Here is a 12,848-nt window from a genome sequence, read left to right as displayed (position 1 = left end):
TGTTACAAACCTTAATCAATGAATTTCAATTATAAATTTCTTTTTTTCATCTTAATAATCTCTTTATCAAGCTGTAAAAATGACCAGAAAAAACAGTCCACAGATTTTCCTTCAAATGCAACTGTTATAAAAAATGAATATGCAAAAGGTTTTGAGGTCACAGATTTTGGGGTTTACAAAGTATTGACAATAAAAAGTCCTTGGCCAAATTCTAAAAAAACCTATAATTATGCACTAGTTCAAAAAGACATGCTTTCAAAAATCTCATTAAATGCAAATGATTTTGATGCTGTTATTACAATTCCTATTGAAAAAATAGTAGTTACTTCAACTACACATCTTCCTTCTTTAGAATTACTGCATGTTGAAAAAACATTGGTAGGTTTTCCTGAAACTGATTTTATTTCTTCTGAAAAAATTAGGCAGTTGATTGATAACGGAAACGTTAGGGAACTTGGTAAAAATGAAAGTATAAATACCGAAATACTCCTCGAAACAAAACCCAATCTTGTTGTTGGATTTGGAATTGATGGTAATAACAGAGCTTTTGAAACCATTAAAAACTCAGGAATCCCAGTAATTTATAACGGTGATTGGGTAGAAAATTCTCCACTTGCAAAAGCTGAATGGATTAAATTTTTTGGAGTATTATTTAACAAAGAAAAAGACGTCGATTCCATTTTTAATTCCATTGAAAAAAATTACTTAGAGGCCAAATCTTTAGCGAAAAATGTAAAGAACAAACCAACCATATTAAGTGGTGCCATGTATAAAGACATTTGGTATTTACCAAGTGGCACAAGCACAGAAGCTCAACTATTAAAAGATGCCAACACTAATTATTTATGGCAAGACTCTGAAGGTTCTGGTAGCTTACAACTAAATTTTGAATCGGTTTTTGAAAAAGCCAAAAATGCCGATGTTTGGCTGAGTCCTTCAAATTTTTCAAGTTTGGAAGCCCTTAAAAATGCTAATATTCACAACACCATGTTTAAAGCTTTTCAAAATAAATCCATATATTCTTTCACCAACACAACAGGAAAAACTGGTGGGATTTTGTATTTTGAATTAGGTATGACGCGACCTGATTTGGTTTTAAAAGATTTGATTAAGATTTGTCATCCAGAATTGTTAGAAGATTACGAACCATATTTTTTTAAACCCTTAGAATAATTGTTACATAATAAAACATATACCAAACCCTTTGTAGCATTAACTATCGTTTTACTACTATGCTTTTTTTTAAATATAAGTTTAGGTTCTGTTTCCATTCCTTTTACTGATGTTTTTAAAAGCTTAATTGGCAGTTCAACCACTAATCCATCATGGCAATACATTATTCAAGATTACAGATTACCTAAAGCTTTTACCGCTATAATTGTTGGGTCTGGTTTAGGAATTTCTGGTTTGTTAATGCAAACCTTATTCAGAAATCCGTTAGCTGGTCCTTTTGTTTTAGGAATTACTTCTGGCGCAAGTTTAGGTGTAGCTTTAGTTATTATGGGAGCATCTATTTTTAGTGGCTTTTTTGGTGTGTTTTTAATATCTAAATGGAGTTTGGTTATTGCTGCAAGTATTGGCAGTTTTCTAGTGCTTTTAACGGTTTTAATAGTTTCAACCAGAGTAAGGGATACCATGGCAATTTTAATTATCGGACTCATGTTTGGTAGTATTACTACAGCGGTAGTAAGTGTGCTTTCTTATTTTAGTTCTATGGAACAATTGCAACAATATATCTTTTGGGGATTCGGCAGTTTGGGCAATTTATCATGGCAAGAACTTGCAATCATGTTTATGATTTATTGCTTAGGAATTTTATTAAGCATTGCATCTGTTAAAGCTTTAAACACATTGCTTTTAGGAGAAAATTATGCTAAAAGTCTAGGATTAAATATTCAAAAAAGCAGATTGCTAATCATTGTTACTACAAGCTTATTGGCAGGTACTATTACAGCTTTTGCTGGTCCTATTGCATTTATTGGGTTGGCAATACCACATATAACCAGACAGATTTTTATTACTTCAAATCATAAAATTTTATTACCTGCTGTGTTTTTGCTAGGTGCCATTATTATGCTTATTTGTGATTGCATTGCCCAATTACCTGCAAGCGATTACACTTTGCCTATAAATGCCATTACATCTTTAATTGGCGCACCTGTTGTTATTTGGTTATTGGTCAGAAAAAGAAAAATGTTGTTTTAGATGGAAAAAAATAATCCAAATATTGTTTTAAGAACAGAAAATCTATCTATTGGATATCTCTCTAAAAAGACAGAAACCATTGTTGCTTCTAATATTAATATGAGCCTTTACGAAGGCGAATTGGTTGGTTTGGTTGGTGCCAATGGCATTGGAAAATCTACATTATTAAGAACGCTTAGCAATGTTCAAAATTCCATAAAGGGAGTTGTATATATTAATGATAAAAACATTAAAACCTATCAACCATTAGATTTGGCAAAAGTGATGAGTTTGGTCTTAACAGAACCCATTGCCTCAAAAAACCTAACTATTTTTGAATTGGTAGCTTTAGGCAGGCAGCCTTATACCAATTGGATTGGAAACATTTCGGAAAATGATATATTCGAAATTAATAAAGCGTTAGAACTAACAAATATTCAGGATTTGAAACATAAAAAGTGTTTTGAGCTTAGTGACGGTCAATTGCAAAAAGCTTTGATTGCTCGTGCCCTGGCTCAAGACACCAATTTGATTATTTTAGATGAACCTACTACTCATTTAGATATTTACCATAAAGCATATATTTTAAAACTACTTCAAAAATTGGCCAAGGAAACCAATAAAACCATTTTGTTTTCTTCACACGAAATAGATTTATCTATTCAATTATGTGACAAAATGATTGTTATGACTAAAGATTATGTTGAAACCGATGAACCTTGTAATTTAATATCAAAAGGAGCTTTCAACACCTTGTTTCCTAAAGACCTTATTTCATTTGATAAAAAAACAGGGAATTTTAGAGTGAAAAAATAAAAAGTAAATTTTTCTTCAAATCTTACGTCTACCTACTTCTTATCTTCTCTCTAAAACATTTATATTTGGAAAATATCTTTTTATAAATGAACGAGAGTATTATACTAATTTTAGCAATTCTTATTTCAGGTGTCATTGGTGCCCATATTGGCATTACTTTTTCTAAGCTTAAAAACAAAAGCGAACTAAGCTCTTTAGAGGAAAGACTTAAACAAACTCATTTAACCAATGAAGATTTAAAACAAACTTTAAATAAAATTGAAATTGAGCGTGAAGATATTAGAAAGGAAAAAGACTTTTTAAATTCTGAATTAACACGAAGAAATACCGAATATGAAAATTTACATCAGCTAAATTTAAAGCGCGATGAAGAATTAGAAAAAAGGCAAGAAGAATTACGAAAAGATTTCGAGTTGCTGGCAACCAAAATACTGGATGAAAAATCGGAAAAATTTACCCTTCAGAATAAAGAAAACATCAAAAATATTTTAAATCCGCTTCAAGAAAAAATCAAAACTTTTGAAGAAAAAGTAGATTTAACCCAAAAGGAAAGCATCAGTATGCATTCCGCTTTAAAAGAGCAATTACTTGGCTTAAAAGACCTTAACCAACAAATGACCAAGGAAGCCACCAACCTAACAAGAGCTTTAAAAGGTGATAGCAAAATGCAGGGAAATTGGGGTGAATTGGTTTTGGAGAGAGTCCTGGAAAAATCTGGTTTAGAAAAAGACAGAGAATATTTTGTACAACAAAGTTTTACATTGCAAGATGGTTCTCGTGTATTGCCCGATGTGGTGTTGCATCTTCCGGATGGAAAAAAAATGATTATAGATAGTAAAGTGGCTTTAACCGATTATGAGCGTTTTGTAAATGCTGATGATGATGATAAATCACAATTTTTAAAAGCACATGTTAATTCCATAAGAAAGCATGTTGATCAACTTTCAGAAAAAAACTATCAAGACTTATACGACATAGAATCACCCGATTTTGTATTGATGTTCATACCAATTGAGCCTGCTTTTGCAGTGGTAGTAAACGAGGATAACAGCATATACAATAAAGCTTTTGAAAAAAATATAGTTATCGTAACTCCATCTACCCTTTTGGCAACACTTCGCACCATTGACAGTATGTGGAACAATGAAAAACAACAACAAAATGCTATTGAAATTGCACGACAAGCAGGAGCTTTATATGATAAATTTGAAGGTTTAATGACCGATTTAATTGGTGTTGGCAAAAAAATTGACGCTACCAAAACAGATTACAACTCAGCCATGAACAAACTGTTTGAAGGCAAAGGAAATCTTATTAACAGTGTTGAAAAACTTAAAAAAATGGGAGCCAAAGCCAAAAAAGCACTTCCTGAAGCTATTATAAAACGTGCAGAAGAAGAAATGGACTAAATTTATAAATCATGAAAATTCTAATAAAAATTGGCATTGGTATTATTGTCGCTATTATATTGTATTTCTGCTTTCTTTATTTTGTAAGCTATAGCGATGGTGTAAGGGCAGGAGAATTAGTTAAATTCAGCCATAAAGGTGTCTTGTTTAAAACTTGGGAAGGTGAGATAAGTCAAGGCGTTTCTGAAGCTCAAACATTTGTTTTTTCTGTTGAAGATAAGGAAAGACAAGTCATTAAAGACTTAAACAACTATCAAGGTAAAATGGTCAAGCTTCATTATTTTGAACGCTATAAAAAATTATTCTGGTTAGGAGACACTAAATATTTCATTACAAAAGTTGAAGTACAAAATTAAATACATCATATGTTTAAAAATATTGAAGAGTCCCAAGTAACAATCACACAGTTAATGCTACCATCCCACTCCAATTTTAGTGGCAAAATTCATGGTGGATTTATATTAGGGCTTATGGATCAAATAGCTTTTGCTTGTGCTTCCAAACATTCCAGACATTATTGTGTAACAGCATCGGTTAATAAAGTAGATTTTTTAAATCCCATTGAAGTTGGCGAATTAGTAACACTAAAAGCTTCGGTGAATTTTACAGGAAGAACCTCCATGGTTATTGGTGTTAGAGTTGAATCTGAAAATATTCAAACTGGTGAGAAAAAACACTGTAATTCTTCTTATTTCACTATGGTGGCAAAAGATGAGGAAGGACGTAATGTTGAAGTTCCTGGTCTTATTTTAAAAACAAAAGATAGTATTCGTCGTTTTGCACGTAGTATAGAGCGCCAAGAACAAGCAAAACACAGAGTGAGCAGATTTAAAAGAGCAGAATTTGAGTTAGGAGATTATCCTGAAATCATAAAAAAATACAATGCTTTGGTTGAATTCAATAATTAAAAAATCAATCTGATGACAGCATTGGGCGTTATTCCTAATGAATTTTGTACGGTTTCATTAATTGTACCCTCATTCAAACGATAAAAGCTATTTATCTCATTTTCTCTGTTCAACACATTCCAAACCGATACCCCTAAATTCACCTTGGTGTTTTCACTGATTTTAAAATCATAAATAGCTGAAATATCCAAACGTGTATAATCCTTTAAATTTTCTGAGTTTGGAGCATCATAATTTACTTCGTTATCTGTTATTTCACCACCCCCTAATAGCGGTGTGGTTGGTTTTCCGGTATGCCAATTAAATCCGGCCGAAACCTTTAAGTTTTTTAATTTATAGGCAGAGCCCAAGGTTATAACATGAGTAACATCAAAATTACTTGGAAATGGTATACTAGAAAACTCCTTAAAGAAATAATTGTTATCCATATAAGAATAACTCAACCATGCATTTAAATTACTAATGCTTTTTCTCAATAATACATCAAAGCCCTTTACATCATAATAGCCTATAGACTTTACAAACTCATACTGATTTTGAAATCCTTGACTTTGGGCCGTAACTCCTCTAACTTTTTTATAATATCCCTCAACATTAAACAGCCAACCATTATTATTATAACTTATTCCGGTAGAGATTTGTTTACTCTGAATCACGGGGATATCATCATTGTTGGATAATTGCCACCTGCGTTTTTCAATTCCTAAAAAGTCGTTTTGAAAATTGATGACTTGAGAGGTATTTTGATGTTTATACTCCCCTTGTATTTCCCATGTGAAATTGTCGAGGAATTTATAGCTAAAACTCAACCTTGGCTCCCAGATTGTTTTATTAAACTTTTCAAGATAATTATATCTAATTCCAATATTAAAATGGGTGTTTCTATTTAATGATTTATAACCAACTTCTGAAAAAATGCCATGTGCTCTTAAGACTTCTGAAACCAATAATCTAAACAATGGGTTATCTACATCATCAAGATTGGTAACCTCAGTTTCCACAAAATGATAGCCACCCAAAAATTGCAACCTGTCATTGAAACTACAATTAACTTTAAACTTTGTGCTTGTTTCTGAAACTACATTTTCTTGAAGAAACTGTTGTGAGTCAATAATATTGGCATTTATTGATTTCAACTTATAATCTGTCTCATATATTTCAAAAAAAGTTTGCAGTTTTTTACTCCAATTACGTTCATAATTTAAAGAACCTGCCACACTAAATTGGGACAAACTACTTTGACGAGACTCTTCTTGTTCATTAATGATGGCATTTTCAGTAAAAAAAAGTTTGTTGTAAACATTTATAAAATTAAGTCGCAACCGGTCTTTCTCACTAATCTTATAAATCCAACGCAATGAGGTGTCATAAAAGTCAAACGATTTGTCTGAATTGGTGATGCTGCCCGTGTTGTCTTCTACCTCGGTATTTTGAGAAATCCTATCAAAAAAAGCTTTGTATGTTGGGGTTTCTATTAAATCGCTGATTGATTTTCTGGCAGCAATTTGAATGGAAGATTTATTGCCCAATGGTACATCTACAAATGCATTTGCGTTGGTTAAATTAACCCCAACAATTCCTTTAAATTTTGAATTGATGCGCCTGTTGGTTTGCATCTCAATGATACCAGAAACGCCATCTGTATAGGCAACATTACTTCCATTTTTTCTAACAGAAACATGCTCTGTTATTTGTGGGTTGTACACGGATATCAATCCGAAAAAATGCCCCGATTGGTACATTTTAATATCATCCCACAAGATTAGATTTTGGTCGTGTGTTCCACCTCTTATATTGATGTTGGAAACTGTTTCATTAATACTTTGAATCCCGGGTAAACTTTGTACGGATTGCAAAACATCTGCTTCTATCAACCCGGGTAAAATATCAAAATCTGAAAAATTGATTTCATAGGATCCATTGTTGATTTTGTTTATGCCATTTACAATATAGTTTGAAATTAAAACCTCTGTAAGCCTCTGAAAATTTGGTGTTAACAAAATGTCTTTACACTCCTCACCTTCAAAAGCATTATAAGACTCATATACAGCAATATAACCCAAGTATCTAATCTCTATGGGTTGAGATATATCTTCTGTTTTTAATTGAAAAAAACCGTTTTTATCACTGGTAGTAGCATTCCCTTGTGTTTGTATTGTTGCAGTTGTCAATGGTAATAATGTTTCCTTATCCTTAATATAACCACATACAAATTTGTTGGTTTGAGGTTTTATTAAAACTATGTTGGAACTTATTATGGTAAAAGTGAGACCCGTGGCTTTTTGAAGATAAGCAAGTGATTCCTCAAGTGAAAACGTTTCATTTGGCTCTTTAATCACAATGTTTTGGACTATGTCTTCGGCATAATTAAATTGCACCTGATATTTGGTTTCTAAAATAGAAACAATCTCAACTAATGGCTTAACCTCATTACTATTTTGAGAACGCAAACCACTAAATGAAATAAGGAATATAATTAAAACAAATTTCCTAATTCTTTTTTTCATGAATAACTACGAGGTTTGAAGAACTCCTTACATAGGTTAAATTCATGGGGTGGGTCACTGCTATTAAAGCGTTCTCTAAATTATCATGAACAAATCCCCCGGTAAATAAGCGGTTAGAATCTAAATTATAGCTTATTTCTATATTATACTGCCTTTCTAACTCTGCAAAAACCTCTTTTATTGGAATGGCATCAAACACACTTCTGTTTTCTGTCCACTTAGGAGCTTGTGCCACTGTCTTTCCTTGTGTGAATTTTCCATTTAAAATTTGATAAGTGTCACCAACTTTTAAAAACCGTGTTATAGTATCTGAGGTTACTTTTACAATCCCTTCAAAACATTTCACTTCAAAATATTGATACCGATCTTTTACGTTAAACTGAGTACCTACAACCGTTATAACTCCCTGATCAGTAATAACATCAAAAGTTTTACCTTTGGTCACCTTAAAATAAGCCTCTCCATTAAGTTTTAGTTTTCTGTTATCTTGCCAGTTTCTTTTATCAAATTTAACTTGTGTTAACGCATTTAAAGTAACCAATGAATGATCTGGCAACTCAATGGATTGCTTTTCACTTGCAAAGGTTTGAACTTGTGTTAAGTGATTAAAAAAGAATGTGAAATAAACACCTAAAGCTATGATTACAATGCTTGCAATTTTTAGCAAAGGATTCAACCAATATAATTTTCTAACAGGAATATTTTGTCCATTATAGTTAGTTTTAAAAGATTTAAAATCATCTATGTTAGAGAAATTTGATGCCCTAAAATACTTTGCACTTTCAATGATTTGTTCATTGTATTGTGCGTCATCAAGCTTATTGAATAGTTGCTTTTCTTCTTCAGAAAGCTCATTATTCAACCATTTTTTTACTAAATCTTCTGAGTTCATGAATCATTCACTTTTATATATAACAACTAAAAAACTAAAACTCCTTATTATTTTAATCTAAAACCTTCTAATTCTTTTTTAAGAATATTAAAAGCACTATAAATCCTATATTCTACGACTTTTTGTGTAATTCCCAACATATCTGCAATTTCGCTATGTTTTTTTCCTTCAACCTTATTCAGCAAAAAAGCCACACGTTGTTCTTCAGTTAGACTTGCCAAAACGTTTTTGTAACGTTCTAAAAATTGTTTCTTCTCCAAAATAAATTCCGGAGATTCATTGGTGTGTTCTTTTGGGATATCCTGTTGGTATTTTAATACTATTTTTTGGTGTTTAATCTCATTTAGCATCATATTATTCGCAACTGTAAATAAAAACGATTTTGCTTTACTTAATGTTACCTTTTTACAGTTATCCCAAAGTTTAATAAACGCTTCCTGAGCTTTATCGTTGGGACTGAATTGCTCTCCATATTTATAATACAAATAATCATGCAGATCTTTTGAATATGCATTGTAAATGCGTTCAAAAACTGCTTCTTTACAAATATGTTCTTCTATTTCAGGTGACACTCTATTCTATTTTATGTTAAATATATAGAAATATTTTTTACAAAGTTTTCAGGATTTTTTTAAAGTTGGTTGTTTTATTAATAAATCCCCTAAAAGGACAACACAATATTATGGAAACACCATTTAATAAAATACTAAGCATCACCTTACTGCTAATGGTCTTAGGGGTTTCTTGCAGGAAAGAAGAAATTATATCCATACAAGAACCTGCCGATAAGGTATTGGTCGCCAATTCCACTGTTGCCATTCAAATGAAAAACACAACGAGCAATGATGGTTCAAACGACAATATTATTGACAAATCAAACTGTTTTAATATTAAATTTCCTTTTTCCGTTACCGTAAATGGAACCCAAATAACTGTAAACTCTGATGATGATTATAAAATTATTGAGTTCATTTTTGATGATTCTGATGACGATATTGATATATTAAGCATTACATATCCCATCACAATCATTCTTGACGATTTTACTGAAATCACCATTAATAACGATTCTGAACTCCGCAGTTATTCTATTAAATGTAATGGTGAAGATGAAGCAGATGATGACATTGAATGTCTGGATTTTCAATACCCCATTACCGGTTCTTTATTTAATAAGGACAACGAAATCATAGATACTGTTTCATTTAACTCAGATAATGATTTAAATGATTTTCTTAAATATTTAAATACGTCATACTATGTTACTCTAAGCTTCCCTATTAATGTTACACTTTTGGACGGAACAATGATAGCCATCTCTAACCTAGATGAGCTATATAGCACCATTTTAACCCACAAAAATGATTGTGATGAAGATGATGACTATGATTACAATGATGATGACTGTAACGATTGTAATATTGACCAATTAGCTCTTTTATTAACCAGTTGTTCTGATTGGACTATTGATAAATTAGAACGCTACAGTTATGATTACGACACCTATTATGATGGTTATATCTTCAACTTTTTTAATGATGGCACTATATCTGCCACAGAAGGAGGCTATACCTATTTTGGAACATGGGCTCCTTCTGGCTCTGGAAACAATTTAGTAGTCGTCATAAACATCACCAATTTGCCTTATTGCAATAATAATTGGGTTCTACATGAAATATCTCAATATTCTAACAGCAAGATTGATCTTAGGGTTGGCGAAAGCGATAGAATGCGGTATAAAAATAATTGCAACTAAACAAATCAATGTTCTTAAAAATATAAGCTAGTAGAAATGCCTTATGAAAAAGAAAATTTCATTTATCAATCCTTAAAAAGGAATTTGATTCCTAGCTAAAATACTGCTTCAGCTTAAGGTTGAAGCAGTATTAATCAAAAACCGACCAAATCATGAAAAAGAAAATAATAGTCTTATTGGTATTTATTGTTGCTGCTATTCTCGCATACAATTATGTGTTTCAAAGTCACAGAAATATTGAAACCGAAAAAGCAGAATTTACCGTAACCTCCATTGAAATTATAAATGAGTTTTCAATCGACCCCTTCAAATCAGAAAAAAAATACCTCAACAAGACCATTGAAATAACAGGCAAGGTAACTGAACAATCTGAAAAGGTGGTTTCCTTAGACAATATGGTGTTTTGCCAGTTTACAAATCATATTAATACTGTATTAAAAAATAATACCCAAATCAAGGTTAAAGGTCGGTTTATTGGCTATGACGATTTAGTTGAAGAAATAAAACTAGACCAATGTATTATTAATTAATCCATTAAAAACAAGATTATGAAAACAGCATTACTACTATTTGTTTTTGCCATGTTTGGCATTCAAGCACAAACAACCTATAACCTAGATTGGGAAATGGGTATTGGAACCAACATTGACCTCACCATTAAAGTTGGCGACAAGGTTAAATGGAATTGGACAGATGAGTTCCCTCATACAGTACAAAGTGACGCAGGAAGTGCCGAAACTTTTAATAGTGGCACTAAAACAGGCATAGGGAGCAGTTATCTATTTACATTCACAGTTATTGGCACAAATCCTTATCATTGCGGGTTCCATCCACTTACTATGGCAGGGACCATTACCGTAGAAAATGCATTAGGGGTTGAAGCGTTTTCGCTTAAAGATTTTTCGGTTTCACCTAATCCTGCATCTACAGAGCTATTTTTAAAATTACCACAAGGAATCTCTGTAAAAACAATTTCAATCTATGACATATTGGGAAAACAACTCTATTTCAATAATCGTATTGAAAGCTCAATCAACATTGCACGTTTAACCAAAGGAATGTACTTCTTAAGAGTTAGCTCTGAAAATATTAGCCATACAAAACGATTCATTAAATCTTAAAACAATAAAACATATATGAAATCTATATCTCTTTTCTTTATTATTTTTCCAATGCTAATTTTTTCCCAAGAAGATTTGCTAAATGAAATCAATACCGATTCCATAAGTTATCAATATGAAACAGCTGCTTTTAAAGGATTGAAAATAGTAAATTTTGAATCCACGAAATTAGTAGGAAAAAAAGATTTCACATTCATAGTTTCACACAGGTTTGGAAGTATTGAAAATGGTATTAACACGTTTTTTGGTTTAGATGATGCGGTAACCCGTTTAAATTTTGTCTTTGGAATTTCTGACGGATTAAATATTGGTTTTTCCAGAAGTTCTTTCCAAAAAATTTATGAAACTTCTCTAAAATATAGACTTCTAAGACAAGAGAAAAATGGTTTTCCTTTTACTATTGTTGGTTTTAATGCCCTTTTGATCAATACGTCTTTGGATAAAGATAATCTACCTCAATTAGAATTTAAACATCGCGTGGGTTATACGGCCCAACTATTAATTTCCAGAAAAATTAACACAAACTTATCTCTTGAACTTGCACCTACTTTTTTTCATGACAACTATGTCGTGGTTGATGAGCAGGATAATTCTCAATTCGCTTTAGGCTTTGGAGGAAGATATAAACTTGGTAAACGCTGGTCTTTTAATGCCGATTATGGATGGCATTTAAACAGGGCCAGCAGTTCTCCTTTTAAAAATCCTTTTTCTATTGGATTAGATTTAGAAACAGGCGGGCATGTATTTCAAATGCATTTTACAAATGCACAACCCATGAACACCAATGGATTTTTAGGACAAGGAACTGGTGATTGGACAGACGGCACTATTTTTTTCGGATTTAATTTAAGTAGAACATTTTAAAACAGATATAATGAAAAGAATATTTATAACATCCTGCCTATCATTAATAATGTTCATCTCTTGTACAAATGCCAGTGAAGATGATTTAATCGATGCTCAGCCAATACCAACATTAGTTACCTATAATGCCCACATCAAAAAAATTATTGATACTAATTGTATTGGCTGCCACAAAAACCCTCCAATAAATGGTGCCACTATTCCTTTATTGACCTATCAAAATGTTAAATCTGCCGTACAAAATAATAACCTAATAAGTAAAATTAACGGTGACGGCTCTGGAAGCCAAATGCCTTTAGGTGGCCAAAAATTACCTCAACACTCAATTGATCTCATTACAAAATGGGAAGCAGATGGTTTACTTGAAAACTAAAATAACTTTAAATAAATA

At 31.8% G+C, this 12,848-nt stretch carries 14 protein-coding genes; 11 read left to right on the top strand and 3 right to left on the bottom strand.

What is annotated here, in order from left to right; all coding sequences use genetic code 11:
• The first annotated feature begins 18 nt into the window (after positions 1–18).
• The 6 genes from V8G69_RS04055 (at position 19) to V8G69_RS04030 (ending at position 5,317) form a co-directional block, all read left to right on the top strand.
• On the top strand, positions 19–1,173 hold the full coding sequence (locus V8G69_RS04055) for an ABC transporter substrate-binding protein (RefSeq protein ID WP_394880528.1): 1,155 nt from the start codon (positions 19–21) through the stop codon (positions 1,171–1,173).
• The gene (locus V8G69_RS04050; protein ID WP_394880527.1) at positions 1,174–2,205 is read left to right on the top strand and encodes a FecCD family ABC transporter permease; all 1,032 of its coding nucleotides are present in this window, start codon (positions 1,174–1,176) and stop codon (positions 2,203–2,205) included. It abuts the gene before it with no gap.
• Complete coding sequence (locus V8G69_RS04045) at positions 2,206–3,000, top strand: ABC transporter ATP-binding protein (RefSeq protein ID WP_394880526.1); 795 nt, start codon at positions 2,206–2,208, stop codon at positions 2,998–3,000.
• A gap of 86 nt (positions 3,001–3,086) precedes the next feature.
• Complete coding sequence (gene rmuC, locus V8G69_RS04040; protein WP_394880525.1) at positions 3,087–4,409, top strand: DNA recombination protein RmuC; 1,323 nt, start codon at positions 3,087–3,089, stop codon at positions 4,407–4,409.
• Positions 4,410–4,420: 11 nt separating this feature from the next.
• On the top strand, positions 4,421–4,765 hold the full coding sequence (locus tag V8G69_RS04035; RefSeq protein WP_394880524.1) for a 6-phosphogluconate dehydrogenase: 345 nt from the start codon (positions 4,421–4,423) through the stop codon (positions 4,763–4,765).
• Positions 4,766–4,774: 9 nt separating this feature from the next.
• Entirely contained in the window at positions 4,775–5,317 is a 543-nt protein-coding gene (locus V8G69_RS04030) for an acyl-CoA thioesterase (RefSeq protein WP_394880523.1), read from the top strand.
• Here the strand turns inward: V8G69_RS04030 and V8G69_RS04025 are convergent.
• Genes V8G69_RS04025 through V8G69_RS04015 form a run of 3 tightly spaced genes read right to left on the bottom strand, consistent with a single transcriptional unit; the run spans position 5,314 to position 9,288 of the window.
• Entirely contained in the window at positions 5,314–7,824 is a 2,511-nt protein-coding gene (locus V8G69_RS04025) for a TonB-dependent receptor plug domain-containing protein (protein WP_394880522.1), read from the bottom strand. The two genes, V8G69_RS04030 and V8G69_RS04025, sit on opposite strands and share 4 nt — an antisense overlap.
• Complete coding sequence (locus V8G69_RS04020) at positions 7,808–8,716, bottom strand: FecR family protein (protein ID WP_394880521.1); 909 nt, start codon at positions 8,714–8,716, stop codon at positions 7,808–7,810. Before V8G69_RS04020 ends, V8G69_RS04025 begins: the two co-directional genes overlap by 17 nt.
• Positions 8,717–8,763: 47 nt before the next feature.
• A complete protein-coding gene (locus V8G69_RS04015) occupies positions 8,764–9,288 on the bottom strand; it encodes an RNA polymerase sigma factor (protein ID WP_394880520.1) in 525 nt (174 codons plus the stop codon).
• 110 nt (positions 9,289–9,398) lie between these two features.
• On the opposite strand from V8G69_RS04015, the gene V8G69_RS04010 reads away from it, so the two are divergent.
• The 5 genes from V8G69_RS04010 to V8G69_RS03990 all read left to right on the top strand — a co-directional run bounded on the left by V8G69_RS04010 (position 9,399) and on the right by V8G69_RS03990 (position 12,830).
• Complete coding sequence (locus V8G69_RS04010) at positions 9,399–10,472, top strand: hypothetical protein (protein ID WP_394880519.1); 1,074 nt, start codon at positions 9,399–9,401, stop codon at positions 10,470–10,472.
• 152 nt (positions 10,473–10,624) lie between these two features.
• Complete coding sequence (locus V8G69_RS04005; protein WP_394880518.1) at positions 10,625–11,002, top strand: hypothetical protein; 378 nt, start codon at positions 10,625–10,627, stop codon at positions 11,000–11,002.
• Between the two features lie 18 nt (positions 11,003–11,020).
• The gene (locus V8G69_RS04000; RefSeq protein WP_394880517.1) at positions 11,021–11,593 is read left to right on the top strand and encodes a T9SS type A sorting domain-containing protein; all 573 of its coding nucleotides are present in this window, start codon (positions 11,021–11,023) and stop codon (positions 11,591–11,593) included.
• A 15-nt stretch (positions 11,594–11,608) separates the two neighbouring features.
• A complete protein-coding gene (locus V8G69_RS03995) occupies positions 11,609–12,457 on the top strand; it encodes a DUF5777 family beta-barrel protein (RefSeq protein WP_394880516.1) in 849 nt (282 codons plus the stop codon).
• A 10-nt stretch (positions 12,458–12,467) separates the two neighbouring features.
• Positions 12,468–12,830, top strand: a complete 363-nt coding sequence (locus tag V8G69_RS03990) for a hypothetical protein (RefSeq protein WP_394880515.1) — start codon at positions 12,468–12,470, stop codon at positions 12,828–12,830.
• Positions 12,831–12,848: the final 18 nt, after the last annotated feature.

The sequence above is a fragment of the Gaetbulibacter sp. M235 genome (genome assembly GCF_043876835.1).
Taxonomy (GTDB): Bacteria; Bacteroidota; Bacteroidia; order Flavobacteriales; family Flavobacteriaceae; genus Yeosuana.
This window is presented reverse-complemented; position numbering and strand designations above follow the sequence as displayed.